Origin of the sequence: Streptomyces sp. CA-181903 (genome assembly GCF_050937075.1) — a bacterium.
Lineage (GTDB): Bacteria > Actinomycetota > Actinomycetes > Streptomycetales > Streptomycetaceae > Streptomyces.
In genome coordinates this window covers 2,309,171-2,324,403 of the sequence record NZ_JBNJLY010000001.1, presented here as the reverse complement: position 1 = coordinate 2,324,403, position 15,233 = coordinate 2,309,171, and the positions used below count along the sequence as shown (strand labels likewise).

Sequence of the window (15,233 nt, the reverse complement as noted above, 5' to 3'; positions counted from 1 at the left end):
TTCCCTTCCCCTGAAAAGCGCCACCTTGCCCACCGACGACATGATCGACCTGCTCACTACCATCCCGCTGTGGGCGGTGGTGGCCTTCCGGCTCTACGCCCGGCCCACGACCCCGGGGCAATGGGCCATCTTCCGAACCTTCGCGGCCCTCACGGTCGCCGCGACCTTGCGCCTGACCGACATCGAACACGGCATCGCTGATCTGACCGGTATCCGCGACCTGGCGATTTTGCCCAAGCACCTGCTGGTGATGCTGGCATGCTTCTCGCTCTTGGGGTGGGTGGAAACCGTGGTCCCGCCCCGCGAACCGGAGCCGTCCTGGCGCCGCTGGACGAGCCTGAAGTACCGCGTGGCGCTCTACGGCGTGACCGGTATCGCCGCAGCGGTGACCTTCCCGTATGCAGCCCCATCGGTGGAAGCCCCCGACGGAAGCACCGACTTCGCCACGCCTCAGCTCGGCAACCTCGCCGGCACGCTGCACCTGGTGACGTACCTGCTGCCGATGGGCATCGCCCTGTCACTCTCGGCCCTGCTGTGCATCACCGCGGCCCGCCGGTCCGACGTCCGGCTGCTGCGGCTCTGCATGGGCCTGATGGCCGCCGGCGCTGGTGCGGGTGCCCTCTACCCGGTCTACCGGTTCACCTTCCTGGCGTGCGGCCTGACTCACTGGTCGTACCCACTCAGCGAAGCCGGGTTCCAACGGGGCGGCGCCCTCATCCAGGCCGTCACGATCCTTCTCGTGATCGCGGGCAGCTCCGTCCGCGCCGCCGACGTGATCGTGCGCTCGATCCGCTACCGCCGCGGTCTGATCGCCTTGCGCCCCTTGTGGCAGGAACTCGCGTCCGTCCTGCCGCCCGACGTGATCCTCAACCACTTCAAGAACGGCACGTCGCTCAAGGACGACCGGCGCCGACTCCGAGACCTCTACGGCCGCCTCGACGAACGCGTCGTCGAAATCTCCGACGCCACGTTTGAGCTGGTGCCCTGGATTTGCAGCGACCTACGCCGCCAAGCTCTCGCTGCCGCTCGTTCAGCCGGCCTGCACGGCACCGACGCCCGCGCCGCCCGGGTGGCCATCTGCCTCCGCGTCGGCCGCATGAAGGCCCTCGACGGGGAGGACCAAGTTCTCCGCCCGGCCGTATCGCTTCTGTCCCTGCACAACGACCTGCTGGACAACGCTGCCTGGCTGGCCCGAGTCGCCCACCACTACACATCTCCCCGACTGGCCGAAGCCGCCACCGAACTCGCCGGCCAGAAGACCCTCCAGAAAGCCGCAGCATGATCACCTTCCTGCCTACGCCGCAACAGGATGAAATCCGCTCCGCCCGCCGCATCACCGACGGGATGGAACCGCGTAACGTCATCGTGCTCGTGAGCCTTGGGGTCGGCGTCGCTCAGGACAACCCTGCAACCGGGCTCCTGTGGGCGCTGGAGGCCATCCTGTTCGCAGCCGCCATACCGATGGCGTACATCACGTACGGCATGCGGAAGGGCATGTGGGCCGACCGCCACATAGGCCAACGTCGACGCCGGATGCTGCTCATCCCCGTGATCATGGCCTCCGTTGCCACCGGCATCGGCGGCATGCTCTGGCTCGGCGCGCCTTCCGCCATGGTCGCGCTGGTCGTGGCGATGCTGGCAACCCTGGCAGTTCTGCTCCCTGTCACCGCCTTCTGGAAGATCAGCGTGCACACTGCCGTTGCCGGAGGGGCGCTCGCGATGCTCGCCCTCACCTACGGCCCGCTCGTGTGGATCGCCGCCCCGATCATCGCGGTGATCGCCTGGTCCCGCGTTGCTCTGCGCGATCACACCCCCGCCCAGACCATCGTCGGCGCCATGGCGGGAACAGCGACTGCGGGGTTCGTCTTCGCAGCGCTCAGCGCCTGACGTTAGGGCGGCCAACACCGTACAGGTCCAACCATGACCACGCTCACTGAGTTCGCCCCCGCCCCCGCGGTCGCCGATCGCGCCCTGCCCCGGCACATCGCGTTCATCGCCGACGGCAACCGCCGATGGGCCAAGGCCAACGGCACCACCGTCGAAGAGGGCGTCCGCCAGGGCGCGGCCGCGGTTCACCGCGCCCTGGAACACTGCCGCACGCTCGGCATCGAGACGGCGAGCGTCTTCCTGATGTCAGACCGGAACTTCGACCGCGACCCGGACGAGGTCGCCGTCCTGGTCGACGTGATCGCCGACCTCGTCGACACTGAGGCCGCGGTCTCCGCCGGACCCATCCGGGTCCTCTCCAGCGGCGCCACCATGCCGGTGCGCGCCCCCGGTTTCTGAGAGACAAACTCGATCGCGCTCAGCAGAAGACCGCGCACCGCACCGGCATGACCGTCTGCCTCGGTATCGGCTACGACGGACGCGCCGACATCGCCCAGGCCACGCATCGGGCTGTCGCGGTACCGGCCGGCACGTCGGCCGACGTGCCGGCCATCGAGCACTACCTGACCACGGCAGGGCTCGTGGACCCGGACCTGGTCATCCGAACGTCCGGCGAGCGCCGCCTGTCCGGGTTCCTGCTGTGGCAGTCGGCCGACGCCACCATCCACTTCGACGACCGGCTCTGGCCCGACTACGACACCGCCGCGCTCGCCGAGGCCCTGGCCGTGCACGCCACCCAGATCCGCGCCTTCGGCCACTGACCAAGGTCCTCGGTGCCGACGGAGGTCACCACAGACCGGCTTGGCCCGCGTCCTCCAGAGCTTGCCGCTCCTCGGCTGCCTTCGCCGCGGCCTCCTGCCGGCGCAGCATGGCGACGAGAGGGGCCTGCCGTGCGGCCTGGGCCTGCCGACGGGCCCGCAACTCCGTCGACGTTGCCCAGCGCACCAGGACCTCGTGGTCACCGACGCCCGGCGCGTCGTCGGTGACCGTGCACTTGACGTACGGCTGCTCCAAGCGGAACCGGATCTGGGCCAGGGTCATGAACCAGTCCGGACCGTACGCTCCGGCGACGGTGAGCACGGTGCCGTCTTCGGCCGTGTAGTTGCGTACGGCGAACCCGTCATGTTCGTACCGGCCGGGCCGTCCTTCCTGCTGCTCGGCCTCGCTGAGATCGAGGCGGGTGAAGCCGCCGGACGTGAGGTGCTTGGCGATGGTGTGCGGGCGGGTGGAACGGGACATGGGGGCTTCTCCGATTCGGGTCTGAGGCCGGTTGCTCTTCGGCCGTGGTTCGTGCGGGCGGTGGGTCAGACCGCCAGGCCGAGGCGGTCTCGGTCGGCACGAGCGAGGTACTCACGGGTGGTCTTCTTGCCGACGTACCGGGCCATGGCCGTGCCGCGCGGCGGGCGGCGCAGCTCGCCATGCTCAGCGTCCAGCGCGGCGGCGCGTTCGACGATGTTCCGCATGGACAGGCCGTGCTTGAAGTCGGTGCCGACCTGATTCTCGACCGCGATGTACTCGGCGGCCTTCTTCGGGCGCAGCCGCGCGGCGAGAACAACGTCGGCCTCACATCCGAGGACGCAGAACGAGCAGGACAGGCGGCTCATGCCCCAGTCGTACGCCTCGTGGTACGGCAGGCCGGAACGGGCGATCTCCTTCCAGACCTCCACGTCCGTCCACCCGTGGATGGGCCGCCACGTGGTCACGTGGCGCTTGCCGTTGCTAGCCGGCCGGTCGATCTCCACGGCCGCGAGCCGAGCGCGCGGCGCCGACTCGGCAGCCCGTTGGCCCATGCAGTTCAAGATGCGCACCGGACGCCCGAGGTCACCGAGTTCGGCGACGAGCCGCGTCATCAGCGTCCGGACCGGCCCCCGCTTCAAATCCGAGGTACACCACCTAGCTGAGCTTGAAGGCCAGGCCGGGGCGACCTTCATCGCGGTCGGGTCGACTCCCCGCTCGCGCGCCTGCGTCTCGGCCTTCGCCTTCAACTTGACGAAGCGGGCGACGGTGCGCGCCAGAAGGTCGCCGCCCTCGGCCTTGACCACCTCGAAGCGCACGCCCAGTCGGCGGGCTTGCTCCTCGGCGAGCTTTCGGGTGCCCTCCCATTCGATGTCTCCCAGGTCCGCGTGGACGATCACGACGCGGTGCAGCAGCCCGAGCTTGACGGCCAGACGGCAGACGAGCGAGGCCATCGCCTGGCTGTCCTTCCCTCCGCTGCTGTTCAGGAGAATCCAGTCGGCGGCGCGCAGGAGGGCGGTCGGGACCGAGGCAGCCGGCGCGTCGGGTACGGACGGGTGGGTGCGCCGGGCCCGTTTCGGCTTCGGCGGGGCAAGGGGAGCTGTGTCGAACAGGTCAAGCTGGGCGGGGGCGTGCACGGAGGTCCTTGGCGACGAAGGGGAGGGGAGCGCGGCGGCCGGGGCGCGGCGGGGCGCCCCGGCCGGGCGGGGCTAGGAAGGGTTCTCGACGAACCACTCCGCGCGCTCGTTGCCCTGGACCTCCCAGTGATCGTTACGGTCCTCCACCCACCCCTTGCCGGGCTTGAACTTCCTGGTGCGCAGGAAGCTCATGGGCACGTGGCCCGCCGAGCGCACGTCATCGAGGTTGAGGACGGTTCCGCTCCACACGTAGACGGTGCGGTCGGGCAACTTTCGGGCCGTGCCGTTGTCGAGCCGGACGCGCATCCCGACGGTGCGGACGACGTCGCCCTGAGCGAGTTCCCCGGTGTGCTTGATGGTGACGGGGGCGGTGTTGTTCATGGCTACCTCATGTGGTGATGGAAGGGCGGCAAGAGGGTGCGCCGGCGGCGGGTGCTCCGCCCAGGCGTGGTCCTTGAGCAGGGAGAAGGGCCGAGGCGCGGCGGTGCGCCCCGGCTGGGCGCGGTGCAGGTCTGTGATGGGCTGCTCGCCCGTTGAGGGGAAGCCGGGGCGCCGCGCAGAGCGCCCCGGCGGGCGGTCAACGGGTGGGGCGGGAGAAGTAGTCCGCGATGACTTCGGCGGCCGCTGCCGAGTCGGCGGCGCAGTCGACCAGTCCGCGACGATCGTTGTTGAACAGCGGGTCACCGACCGGCGACCCGTCCTCGTCGTGGAGGCTCACCACCCAGCCGGTGTGGGAGGCCGGGACGTGTTCGACGGAAGGGGCGCTGTCGCCCACAGACAGGTGTGGGCGGTGGTGGACGCAGCTCGCGGGGGTGGCAGGGTCCAGGGGGATGGCGTAGCTCATCCCGAGACCGTCACCGTACGCGGTGATGTCCCACTGGGCGAGCGCGGCGAGCAGCATGGCTCCGGCGGTCGGACGAGGCGTGGTGAACCACTCGGCGACGGCTCGCACGCACAAGGTCAGGTCGTCCCCCTCGAAGACGGTGGCGACCTCCAGAAAGTCCGTATTGCCGTGGGATTCCCACGCGGTGGCGCAGTAGCCGCGCCCGTAGGGACCCCGGGCAACAGTGACGTGATGACCGGCCGTCGCCTGCTCCTTCGGGACGTCGGCAGGGTGCGCGATGACGAATCCCTCCTCCTGGTCAAGGTAGGCGGGGGTACCGGCAGCGGTGAGCGCATCAAGCGCGGTGGCGTTGAACTTGTGGATGCTCATGGTTCTTTTCCTTCGGGTCTGTGTCGGCGGTTGCTCTGCGCCGGGGGAAGCCGGGGCGCCGCAGCGGGCGCCCCGGCGGGATGGTCAGGACACGTCGGTGGCGTTGTAGAACGTGGCCGGGGCGCCGGTGAACCGCTCACGGTCCATGGCGAGGGCCGGGTCGGAGATTTGGGTGCGGAGCTGGTGCTCGTACTCGACTTCGGCGACCAGGCGTACCGCGTGGTCGACGGTGCGGAAGCTGGCAGCGCTCCACTTCTCGACGCCGTACCGCTTGTCGCGCAGTACCGGGTCGATGTACTCGACGAGCCGGATCAGCAGTGAGGGTCCAACCTCGCCGTGGATGACGGACTCGCGCAGCGTCTTGCCGCTCAGGATTCCCAGGACGTACGCGGCCACGTGCTCGGCGCGGACATCGACGGGGCCGACGTCGGCGAGGACGGTGCGCAGCGGCCCGTGGTGGGCGGTCAGTTCCTCCACGGCGGGCAGGGGCAGGGTCAAGGACACGGCGGTTCCCTTTCGGTTCGGGTCTTGTCGGCGGTTGCTCTCCGCCAACAATCAAAATAGTACAGCATGCGTCACCGATATGGAATATGGCCTGGCCAGAGCCATCAGTGTGGTTTCAGATGCTGGGCACTGCGCTCAATGGCCGGGTTGTGGCTAGCTGGTAGCGGTGGTGAGGTGAGGCCCCACGTACCCGATGACCAGATGGCCGGCGCTCCCGCCCCGCGTTGCCTTCACCTCATCCAGGAAGTACACCCGCGGTGCTCGGCCGCGCACGGCGAGCCTGACGTGCGCCTTCATCTGCACCCGTTCTCCGCCGGGGGCCGGGAACAACCGCTCGTGCCCGTACTGCTCCATCGCCGTCTCGCTCTCGGACATCGCGACTTGCTTGACGGAGTACGGCTTTCCGCCCGCAGGGGGAGTCCGACAGAACTGGTAGAAGCCGCCGTTGAACCGCCCCTCGCGTGCTGCGGCGGCATACGAGTTGAGGGACACCAACGCCGTCCAGCCCTTTGCCGCCCAGGTACGGGACATCGGGTCCTCGTCGAGACCGAGCGCTATGCGCCGATCCGCGGTCACCGTCAGATGTTCCAGTTCGCCCAGGCGGTCCCACAGCTCCTCGAAGGACGACGGGATCCCCGGCACACTCTCTGCGGCCTCGGCGACTTCTTCGGAGCGGCCCTGCCGCAGCAGCAGAAGCCGCAACCGGCCGCCTTCGGCACGTTCCTGCTGCAACGCGTCCAGCGTCGTCAGGTGCTCCTCGATCTCGTTGTCCCGCTCGGCGATGACGACCTGGAGCTGCTCCCGCGTCGATGCGTTCGTCCGCTCGGCCAACTCGACGGTCCGGCGTAGCTCCAACAGCTCCTTGTCGGCCTGTTCCAGCAGACCGTTCAGCAGAGCCACCTCGGCGAGCAGTTCCTCGTTCTGCTCGCCCGGTCGCGGCGCCGGCGCGGCGGTGAGAAGGCGCGCCTTGTCCATGGACTCCCGCCGCTCCTGCCGGTGCTGCTCGGCAACCCGATCGGGGAACGCCAGGGCGGAGAGCTGCCGGGGAAGGGGACGCTCCAGGGCCAGCGCGTACACGCGGCGGGCGACACTGCGCCACGTCTGGTCAGAGGGGTCCAACCAGCGTCCGGACCCCATGAGCCGGTGACGGGCTGCATCCGGTGCCCAGGCGGGGTCGACCAGCGGCAGGAAGGTCCGCACGCAGCCGGGGCCCACGCGGTGATGCTCACCGATCGCTCCTCGGAAGGCGTTGACCGCTGCCAAGTCGGACAGCAGGTAGGTGGATGCGTCTCCGGCGAGCTGCCGCATCGTGTCGGCCACGCGCTCCGACCACAGCGGGTCGGGCTGAGTGGGCCGTGCTGCGACGATGGCGGGCATCTGCCGCTCGGGGTCGCACAGCACGTCGACAAGGGAGTGCACACGGTCGGGCGTGACGCACAAGGCGTTGACGCTCAGTCTCGACGTGCCGTCGCGCGGCTCCAGAGCGGCCACCAGGTCGCGGATGAGTCGGGGTTTGCTGGCGCGGGGCTGTGCACTGTTCGCGAAGCACTCCAGGTCGACGCTCACCGTGCCGCCCGTGACGGAACGGACGGCCGTCATCGTGGTGCGCCAGGTCGCCTCCGCCTTGTCCTCGCGGAGCTGGATACGGGTGGCGTACTCGGCGCCGTTGTCGTCGTACGCGGCCTGCGACAGCAGCAGCGACGAGTCGTCGAGGGTGTGCTGCCCGGTGCCGAGTTGCACGTCCGTGCTCGGGAATTTCTTCCTCAACCAATCCCCCGACACCCCGCGGGCGGTGTCGAGCAGCGTCTCCGTGTCCGGCACGGCGAACACGGAGCGATGGACGAGTGTGACAGGTGTGCTCAAAGAGACCTCACGGGCGGGTGGGGCCTGGTGCGTCCAGGCCGTCTTCGGGGAACCGCACGCAGGTGACGGCGAGCCTAGGGGCGGGCCGTTGCTGCACGCGGGGAAACGGGGCAAGGTGACCGACACCCGCCCCCCAACTGGGGGGGCGGGGTGCGGTTGATGGTGGCGAGGGGCGTCAGCGGGTGTCGCCGGCTGCGGCATCCACAGGGGGCGGTGAGTCCTTCGTCCGTTCGGCGAGAAGGGCCTTGACTCGCCTGATGGGCACCTTCGTTGCCGTGCTGATGTCGCTCAACGTTGCCCGGCGTAGGGACAGGGCGGACACCGCCGCGCTCAAGGCTGCGGCGTAGGCATCCTCGGCGGACCGCAGCGTTTCCAGCTCCGGCGCCGTCGGGGTGACCACGACTTCCGCGCTCATGCCGAGTAGCGCGAGCCCCCGTTCGACGCTGGCGCGCGCCGCCTTGAGCGTGTGCCCGACCCCGTACACCCCGTGCTCGGGGACGTGGGCCACCCAGACCCTTCCGCGACGGATGGCCCGGCACGCGATGACCTCGCTCACGCGGCACACTCCATCTCGTCGATGACGTGCTGCACGAGCATGTCCGGGATGGGTGTGGGCAAGACCATCTTCCGGTTGCCGATTCGGTACAGCGTGTGCGATTCGTTGCGCTCGATCACGCTGACGGTGAGCCCCAGGTGACGGGCGGCAATGCGGATACGCGACAACGGTCCGCCCTCCGGCCCACCTTTCAAAGCCGCGGTGACCTCCTGGGCCTCCTTCCACTCCTCCACGCTGATCACCGGCTCGTGCATGATGCTCGGCGACCACACCCACTCCGAGATCGGGTTCAGCCGGGAGAATCCCTTTCGACCAGTGCGGGCCGCCTTGCGGTTGTAGACCTGGAACCCGGTGAGCTTGGGGTTGGCGATCAGGCTGTCGACTCGCGAGTGCGTCCACCGGCTTTCGATCGGGTACCGGTCGGGCTCCGCCGACAGAATCGCGATGATGTCCGCCGTCTTGAGGTGCTCCTCCCGCCGAAGCCGGCACAGCTCCCTGGCCGCGTCGAATCGCCGCGGGTCGGGGTGGCGGGCCAACTTCTTCTTCGGCCGCGCCACGCCGAACCGACCCCCCTTCTCCCGCACGGGGGCGTTCTCGTCGATCTTCGCCACGTACGGGTAAGGCGGGTAGCCGTGGTTCCAGCCGTTGATGGCGTGCTGGAACTGCCCGCCCATCGACATCTCCATCAGAGTGGCCCGGAAGATTTCTGCGTCGACCTGGCCGTACCGACGGCTGCGCAACTGGCCGCTCTTCGTGCCGCCGACCGGCTCGTTGGCGTAGACGACCTCCACCCCGATGCGCTCCAGCTCGTGTTCGACGGTGAGGCTGGTCAGCATGGCGCGTGCGACACGGTCGGAGCGCTCGGCCAGGACATGAGTGACGCCCATCTGCTCGGCCCGTTCCACGAGGTCCTGGAGGCCGCCGTCCCGGGGGATCGGCACGTCGAGCGCGTCGTACATCTCCTGCGAGCCCAGGCCCCGCAGCTCGGGGGGAAGCATGCCCGACTCCACGTCCCAGAAGTACGCGGTGAAGTCCTCCCCGGGCATCAGGCGGTCGCTGGCCAGCAACACCTGACGCGGCAGGGACGTGGCCGGGTTCTGGTTGTCCTTGGTCGAGACACGGCCTACGAACACCGAGCGGCGGGGGCCCGCTTGCTCCTGGCGGAAGTTCGGCAGATCGGCGAGATCGATGGGTGGTCCGAACTGGCTGGTCATGGTTCGCTCTGGTTCACTTTCGGATGCTGGTTCGCCCTCCCACAGGAGCACGGCGTGTTCTCGGCGACGGTCCGGGCGGTGCGGGGTGCCGGCGCGACGCGCGCCTTGCTCGGGGAGCGGCGAGGGGGAAAGGGGTACCCGCCGGGACGGGCGTTGGGCCGGTCAGGATCGGCAGCCGCAACGCCCGCCCTGAGGGACGAAGGGGGACCTGCTAGTTCAGGTGCCGCACGTGCCGGTACCAGCGCAGGAGAACGCCTGTCGGCTGACCTTCCAGCCACGCACGGCGCTCCTGGGCCGACGCGTCCTCCCACACGATCAGGGGGCCCGTCGGGTCGACCACGGGTGTGAACGCGGCCTCCAGTACAGCGTCGACGACGACGGCAAGTTCCTTGGTGGGCAACTGCGGGTTCGCCGACCGGTTGCGGCGCGCGAAGGCGTCGATCCGGGCCAGCAGCCAATCCCGCTCGCTGATGTACGGACCGATCTCGGCGGCTGCTGCGCGCACGGCTGTCCGACGGCTGACGGCCTCGACCGTCGTGGACGAGAGGCAGTGGGCGATCATGTCCTGCCACGCCGCCGCGTGCGGGCCCAGAGAGCCGTCCGGCTGGAGGATGGGGCGCCCCGGGACGACGTGGAAGACCTCGCCGCGTTGGTGGATGACGGTGAACGTGCGGACGGTCTTGTCGAGCGAGACAGGCATGGCGAAGGAGCCCTTTCAGAGGGAGAGCAAGAGGGGGAAAGGCGCCCGTGCCGACGACGGGCGCCGTGGAGCGGGCTACGAGCCGAAGTGGCTACGCCCGTCGTGATGCAGGTGGATGCCGTTCACGTGCAGGTGCTTGGTGGTCTCGTACTCGTTCCAGGTGCGCGTGGCCATGTCCCAGCCGGAGGTGCCGACGATCCAGCCGTAGAAGTAGCCCGTGCCGAACCGCTCGTACTGGCCAAGGCCATGCTCGTCGGGGTGTGCGGCAAGAACGGCCTCGAACATCGCCCGGATTGCGTGCGTCTCGAAGGTGTCGGCGCCGAAGCGGCGGGACTCGAAGTGGCAGTAGCCGTAATCCCTCACATCCGTACGGGAGGAGACGGCCAGACGCGCGGCGACATCGTCGGGCAGCACGACGATCGGCCGGTCCCACCGGTTGAGCGTGACGGTGATCTGCGCCGGGGTCAGCTCGGTCGTGATTGTCGAACCGGTCATCAGAAGAGGTCCTTCCAAGAGGAGGAGTAGACGGATTTCGCGAGTTTTGCGAGTGCTCTACGCGCGCGCACGCGTAACGGGGTGCTGTGCGCGGTGCTGTGTGTTCGGGGGCGGATGGGGCCGAGGTGAGCTGCGGGGGTGTGGGGTTAGTCGATGTGCAGCTCGTGCACGAGCCGCCAGGGGACGACCGGGCCCGGCTCAACGGGGACGTCAGTGCGGGGCGTACGGACGTAGGCGCGGATGGTCTGGTAGCCCTGCGCGGTGTAGCCGTGCTCGAAGTAGAAGAGGCGGCCGCCGATGAGGCGCATGTGCTCAGACCAGCCGTCCCCCTCACCGTCGGGGTGGTGGTGGACGTCGAAGCGGGCGCTGATGGTGAATGGCGTAGGCATGGTGGTGCTCCTTATGGGTGTGGTGGGTTGGGGCGGTGTGCCCGGCGCCGGCACCGGGGGCCCGGTGCGGGGGCGGGGCGCACCGCCCGTTGGTGTGGGGCGGGTGGTGCGGGGCGGTCAGGCGGTGGGGTCGCGGTGTTCGCGCATGGCTTCGGTGAGGACGAAGCGCATCAGGGGGAAGCGGACGACGATCGGGCGGTTGGCCCAGTGGGCCCGGTTCTCCGCGCCGATCGAGTCGGCCCAGGTGCGGAGGCGGCGGTAGAGGTCGTGGGCGGCCTCGTACGTGGTGCCGCTGCGGAGCATGTAGCTCTCGATTGCGGTCGTGCGCTGGTGGGCGTTGGTGGCCTGAGTGTGGGCGTCGAAGCCGTCGATGGCGGTCACCCTGTGCACGTCGAGGCAGTCTGCCCAGGCGTCCAGGTACAGGACGTCGCGGTCTTCCTCGGTGGAGGGGGTGAGGAGTACGGCGTGTATGGCGCCGTCCTGCATGAGGACGGTGAAGGAGCGGGGGGTCTTGCGCAGGGTGACGGGCATGGGTGGTCCCTCTTGATTTGGGTCTGTGCCCGGTTGCTCTCCGGGCTGTCAGGCGGGGTGTCCCGCCAACACCTGAATAGTACAGCACTGGTCATCCATTTGGGAAGTCGAACCCGTCAGGCCAGGCGGAGCGGCTTGTGTGGGCGGCGCTCACCGCATTAATGACGTGAGCTGTACTTTCTGTGATGTGGCGGGTAGCGTACGCATCGCATCACCGGCTCGGAGAGCAACCGAGTCAACAGACCCGTCCGGAAAGGGACTTCCCTATGCGCAAGCTGCGCGTTCGTACTCGACTTCGTCGCCCTGCTGCCGCCTGTGCGGCGGGACTGTCCGCCGTTGCCCTCGGGGTCGCCCTCTTCGCCGGCGGGAACGGCGCCGACGGGCCCGTCGGCGACACGGGGGTCATCACCGTGTACAACGACGGTTCCCCGGACGACCGTGTCGACGCGGTAGGCGACGACAACCGGGACGGCTACGTCGACGAGGACGAGTCCGGGTGGGACTGCCACACCATGGGCAACCACGTCTGCGGCCCCCGCCCCATCTCCGGCGAGTGAGCAGCGTCGCTGCCGCCGCCCGGCCGATAGCCCGCCCTCTGTGCGGCTGGGCCGCCCCTCGGCCTCCTGAACCTCGAACCCAACTCCGGAAGGTCTCCTGTCATGCGCTTCTTGACCCTCGCTGACGGCTCCGCCGTCCTCCCCCTTCCCGACCGGCCGACCGGGACCGACTTCCCGTCGCCCCTGCCCTGCGGGCTCAGCCTCGATGACGCCGTGGCCGTCCGCGCTCACGAGGTGAAGGCCGGTGACCTCGTGGTCTACGAGTTCCCTGACGGAACGGGCGTGCGCCGGTCCGGGCATGTGCCCGTGCCGTTCTCGGCCGCCCCGCACACCATCACCGCATGCCCGTGCGAGTGGTGTGAGGAATGCGAGGATCTTGAGGCGTGGACCCTCGGCGGGCATGACCGCGTTGCGGACGTCGACTGGCGGTTCCTGTGCCTCGCCCCCTCCGACGATGACGAACCCTGCGCGATCATGCTCCGCAACCAGCCCGTTGCCGTGATCCCCGCCGGTGCCGTGAAACGCGCCGAGGAGGCTGTAGCCGAGCTGCCGACGCGCACCTACCACGTGACCTGGCGCGCCGACTTCGAGGCGTCCAGCGTGCGGGACGCGGCGCTTCTCGCGTACCGGCAGCTCAAGGGGTACGCCGACGCCGACTCCTGGCCGCCTCAGTTCGAGGTGACGGACGAGAGCGGACGCGAAACCGTGGTCGACCTCTTCTGTGGAGAGGGGGAGGACCGGTGACGGGCCGCGACTGGAGGCAGATGCGGCGCGCCGATTTCGACCCTTCCGCGCCGCTGGCCCTGGTGGAGGAGGCTTTGGTGCGGAGCGGGGTCCGTGTGCCGGCAGTCCCGGACCGGTACGGCACCGCCGCCTTGTTCGGCGACGAGCCATCCACCCGCCGGGCCGTGCCGCACCGCCGGGGGAAGGCCGAGCCGCCGCAGCGCGACGCCTTGTTCTAGGCGACTGTTAGCTAAGTTTGCGTCAATGGGCGGGGCTGATCCGGATTCGGATCAGCGGCATTGTTGCAGGTCGAGCACCCTTATCTGCCTAGGTGTCGGGTCTCGAACTAGACCCCGCGTGACGCGTGCTGTACTATTTACCTTGTTGGCGGAGAGCAACCGCCGACACAGACCCAAACCGAAAGGCCCGACATGGCTTCCGCCGACTCCCGCCGCGCCGCCGCCGTCCTCCGCGACCGCATCCGCTCCAACCGCGCCGCCTCCCGCGCCCGCCGAGCCATCACCCGCTCCGCCCGCCGGGTGCGCACCGGCCCCCGCTCCCTCACCACCCACATCATCGCCACCGGCGCCCCGCTCAGCGTCGTCGAGGGCGCCGCTACCGCCCTGCGCACTCAGGCCCGTAAGGCAGGCGTGCGCGGCCAAGCCGCCCGCATCCGCCGCACCCTCAACGGCCGCGCCCGCCGCGCGGTGACCGTCTACCGCTACACCGCCGAGCAGGTCACCCGGATCGTCGCGGACTACAAGCCGCGCAAGGCGGAGTACAAGGTCATCCGCGCCGCCCTCACCGCCGCCTAACGGACGCAACCACCAGCCGGGGCCCACCCTGCGCCCCGGCCCCCAAAGGACACCCCTCATGGACACCATGCCCCAGCGCCCCCGCCGCCCCTACGCCCGCAGCCTCATGCCCGGTGATCTCCTCCAACTCGTCCCCGGCGTCGTCGTGGTCGTCTGCAACGTCGAGAACCCGCCGAAAGCGCCGCGCTTGACCGTCCGGGTCGTGGGTCGCACCGCCGCCCTCCGCTACAGCCGCACCGAACGGGTGGCCGTCATCGGCCGTACCGCGATACCGCGCTGCCAGCACATCTGACCCCATGCCCGTCACGGGGCGCACCACCGCGCCCCGTCCCACACCTGGAGAACCCAGTTGAGCAGCACCGCCCTTACTCCGCCCCAGGCCGCCGCCGTGCGTGCCCGCATCATCGCCGAGACCGCCCGCATACGGTACGTTTCGCCGCGCACCAAGGCCGTGCTCCGTTCTATCGCGACCCACTTGGACGCCGCAGCCACCGCCTTCGAGCAGTACACCGGCGCCACCAACGCCCCCTTCGCCGAGGCGGAGCAGGCGCTCACCGAAGCCCGCGCACTCGTCGCTCAACACCGCGACACCCAGTTCCCCGTGAACTTCACCGACTACATCACGGCCCCGCTCAGCGGCTGCGCCCTGCCGATGCCCCCCGCTCTCGACCCGGTCGCATCCGACCTCGCTCAGCACGACAGCGACCTGCGGCACTGCCTGGAGCGGATGCACTACTGGCTCGACAGGGCGACCACCGAGGCGGCCACCGACGCGTGGTTGCCCAGCGCTCTCGCCTACCAGAGGGCCCTGGCCCACCTGGCTGAGGTCGTGGCCGCCGAAGACGCCCGCCCCTCCAACCAGCCGCCCGCCCGCTAACGCTCCCTCCACCTGCCCCGGGGCGCGCCAGACGGGCGCCCCCGGCTTCGCCGGCGAAGACCCACCGGCCAGACACCGAAGGACCCCGCGTGACCACGGACATCACCCCGCTCACCCCCACCGCCCGCGCAGCGTGGGGCGCCTACGCCGCCTTCCCCCGCCGCACGACGTACCAAGCGATGGAGGCGTTCGAGCAGGCCCCCTACGACGACCACGGCCGCTACAACCCCGCCCCGGGCACCGAGTACCCGTTCAGCGTCAGCGACATCGGCCGCGCCGCCATCCAACTCCTCGGCACGGACTGGCACGCGGAGTCTCTCCCTTGGGGGTCGGTGCCCACATCGAGCACGAGACCGGCAAGCACTACCTCGTCGGTGTCGACGAGGACGGCGACCTGTACGTGTCGGCGAACCTCGTCGACGAAAGCCGCGCCTACCTGCCCGGTGCCTGCTCCGCCCAGGGACTGGAGACGCTCGCCGCTCAGGTGGCCGACATGCTGCGCGCCCTGCACACCGCTAACTGAACTCCCAAGCCCCG

General features: G+C 69.6%; 23 protein-coding genes. 11 read left to right on the top strand and 12 right to left on the bottom strand.

Features of this window, described 5'->3' with window-relative positions; genetic code table 11:
- The first annotated feature begins 25 nt into the window (after positions 1 to 25).
- From ACQEVS_RS10310 to ACQEVS_RS10295, 4 genes are read left to right on the top strand one after another with little or no spacing between them, the layout of a single operon-like run.
- Positions 26 to 1,282, top strand: coding sequence for an MAB_1171c family putative transporter (locus tag ACQEVS_RS10310; RefSeq protein WP_433018356.1), 1,257 nt, complete (start codon positions 26 to 28; stop codon positions 1,280 to 1,282).
- Positions 1,279 to 1,887, top strand: a complete 609-nt coding sequence (locus ACQEVS_RS10305) for a hypothetical protein (protein WP_433018354.1) — start codon at positions 1,279 to 1,281, stop codon at positions 1,885 to 1,887. Before ACQEVS_RS10310 ends, ACQEVS_RS10305 begins: the two co-directional genes overlap by 4 nt.
- Before the next feature lie 33 nt (positions 1,888 to 1,920).
- Positions 1,921 to 2,286 carry an undecaprenyl diphosphate synthase family protein gene (locus ACQEVS_RS10300; RefSeq protein ID WP_433018351.1) on the top strand — a complete coding sequence of 122 codons (366 nt, stop codon included), beginning with the start codon at positions 1,921 to 1,923 and terminating at the stop codon, positions 2,284 to 2,286.
- A gap of 47 nt (positions 2,287 to 2,333) precedes the next feature.
- Positions 2,334 to 2,648 (top strand): undecaprenyl diphosphate synthase family protein, encoded by a 315-nt coding sequence (locus tag ACQEVS_RS10295; RefSeq protein WP_433018348.1) that lies wholly within the window; start codon positions 2,334 to 2,336, stop codon positions 2,646 to 2,648.
- A 25-nt stretch (positions 2,649 to 2,673) separates the two neighbouring features.
- On the opposite strand, the gene ACQEVS_RS10290 is transcribed toward ACQEVS_RS10295, so the two are convergent.
- From ACQEVS_RS10290 to ACQEVS_RS10235, 12 genes are all read right to left on the bottom strand, one after another.
- Positions 2,674 to 3,126 carry a hypothetical protein gene (locus ACQEVS_RS10290; RefSeq protein WP_433018345.1) on the bottom strand — a complete coding sequence of 151 codons (453 nt, stop codon included), beginning with the start codon at positions 3,124 to 3,126 and terminating at the stop codon, positions 2,674 to 2,676.
- Positions 3,127 to 3,191: 65 nt separating this feature from the next.
- Complete coding sequence (locus tag ACQEVS_RS10285; RefSeq protein WP_433018342.1) at positions 3,192 to 4,259, bottom strand: phosphoadenosine phosphosulfate reductase family protein; 1,068 nt, start codon at positions 4,257 to 4,259, stop codon at positions 3,192 to 3,194.
- Between the two features lie 72 nt (positions 4,260 to 4,331).
- A complete protein-coding gene (locus tag ACQEVS_RS10280; protein WP_433018339.1) occupies positions 4,332 to 4,640 on the bottom strand; it encodes a hypothetical protein in 309 nt (102 codons plus the stop codon).
- Between the two features lie 196 nt (positions 4,641 to 4,836).
- Entirely contained in the window at positions 4,837 to 5,472 is a 636-nt protein-coding gene (locus tag ACQEVS_RS10275) for a hypothetical protein (protein ID WP_433018336.1), read from the bottom strand.
- A gap of 84 nt (positions 5,473 to 5,556) precedes the next feature.
- Positions 5,557 to 5,976 (bottom strand): hypothetical protein, encoded by a 420-nt coding sequence (locus tag ACQEVS_RS10270; protein WP_433018333.1) that lies wholly within the window; start codon positions 5,974 to 5,976, stop codon positions 5,557 to 5,559.
- Between the two features lie 153 nt (positions 5,977 to 6,129).
- Entirely contained in the window at positions 6,130 to 7,806 is a 1,677-nt protein-coding gene (locus ACQEVS_RS10265; protein ID WP_433018330.1) for a hypothetical protein, read from the bottom strand.
- A gap of 208 nt (positions 7,807 to 8,014) precedes the next feature.
- The gene (locus ACQEVS_RS10260) at positions 8,015 to 8,395 is read right to left on the bottom strand and encodes a hypothetical protein (protein WP_433018327.1); all 381 of its coding nucleotides are present in this window, start codon (positions 8,393 to 8,395) and stop codon (positions 8,015 to 8,017) included.
- Positions 8,392 to 9,609 carry a recombinase family protein gene (locus ACQEVS_RS10255; RefSeq protein WP_433018324.1) on the bottom strand — a complete coding sequence of 406 codons (1,218 nt, stop codon included), beginning with the start codon at positions 9,607 to 9,609 and terminating at the stop codon, positions 8,392 to 8,394. Before ACQEVS_RS10255 ends, ACQEVS_RS10260 begins: the two co-directional genes overlap by 4 nt.
- A gap of 211 nt (positions 9,610 to 9,820) precedes the next feature.
- A complete protein-coding gene (locus tag ACQEVS_RS10250; RefSeq protein WP_433018321.1) occupies positions 9,821 to 10,309 on the bottom strand; it encodes a hypothetical protein in 489 nt (162 codons plus the stop codon).
- Positions 10,310 to 10,384: 75 nt separating this feature from the next.
- Positions 10,385 to 10,804, bottom strand: a complete 420-nt coding sequence (locus ACQEVS_RS10245) for a hypothetical protein (RefSeq protein ID WP_433018318.1) — start codon at positions 10,802 to 10,804, stop codon at positions 10,385 to 10,387.
- 146 nt (positions 10,805 to 10,950) lie between these two features.
- Positions 10,951 to 11,193, bottom strand: coding sequence for a hypothetical protein (locus ACQEVS_RS10240; protein WP_433018315.1), 243 nt, complete (start codon positions 11,191 to 11,193; stop codon positions 10,951 to 10,953).
- Positions 11,194 to 11,310: 117 nt separating this feature from the next.
- Positions 11,311 to 11,724 carry a hypothetical protein gene (locus ACQEVS_RS10235; protein ID WP_433018312.1) on the bottom strand — a complete coding sequence of 138 codons (414 nt, stop codon included), beginning with the start codon at positions 11,722 to 11,724 and terminating at the stop codon, positions 11,311 to 11,313.
- 266 nt (positions 11,725 to 11,990) lie between these two features.
- Here ACQEVS_RS10235 and ACQEVS_RS10230 point away from each other — a divergent pair, with 266 nt between their 5' ends.
- The 7 genes from ACQEVS_RS10230 (at position 11,991) to ACQEVS_RS10200 (ending at position 15,219) form a co-directional block, all read left to right on the top strand.
- On the top strand, positions 11,991 to 12,281 hold the full coding sequence (locus tag ACQEVS_RS10230; protein WP_433018309.1) for a hypothetical protein: 291 nt from the start codon (positions 11,991 to 11,993) through the stop codon (positions 12,279 to 12,281).
- A 102-nt stretch (positions 12,282 to 12,383) separates the two neighbouring features.
- Positions 12,384 to 13,025, top strand: coding sequence for a hypothetical protein (locus ACQEVS_RS10225; protein WP_433018307.1), 642 nt, complete (start codon positions 12,384 to 12,386; stop codon positions 13,023 to 13,025).
- Positions 13,022 to 13,243 carry a hypothetical protein gene (locus ACQEVS_RS10220; RefSeq protein WP_433018304.1) on the top strand — a complete coding sequence of 74 codons (222 nt, stop codon included), beginning with the start codon at positions 13,022 to 13,024 and terminating at the stop codon, positions 13,241 to 13,243. Before ACQEVS_RS10225 ends, ACQEVS_RS10220 begins: the two co-directional genes overlap by 4 nt.
- 192 nt (positions 13,244 to 13,435) lie before the next feature.
- A complete protein-coding gene (locus tag ACQEVS_RS10215; RefSeq protein ID WP_433018301.1) occupies positions 13,436 to 13,819 on the top strand; it encodes a hypothetical protein in 384 nt (127 codons plus the stop codon).
- Between the two features lie 58 nt (positions 13,820 to 13,877).
- Positions 13,878 to 14,111, top strand: a complete 234-nt coding sequence (locus ACQEVS_RS10210; protein WP_433018298.1) for a hypothetical protein — start codon at positions 13,878 to 13,880, stop codon at positions 14,109 to 14,111.
- Between the two features lie 57 nt (positions 14,112 to 14,168).
- Positions 14,169 to 14,696, top strand: a complete 528-nt coding sequence (locus tag ACQEVS_RS10205) for a hypothetical protein (protein WP_433018295.1) — start codon at positions 14,169 to 14,171, stop codon at positions 14,694 to 14,696.
- 322 nt (positions 14,697 to 15,018) lie between these two features.
- Positions 15,019 to 15,219, top strand: coding sequence for a hypothetical protein (locus ACQEVS_RS10200; protein WP_433018292.1), 201 nt, complete (start codon positions 15,019 to 15,021; stop codon positions 15,217 to 15,219).
- Positions 15,220 to 15,233 lie beyond the last annotated feature (14 nt).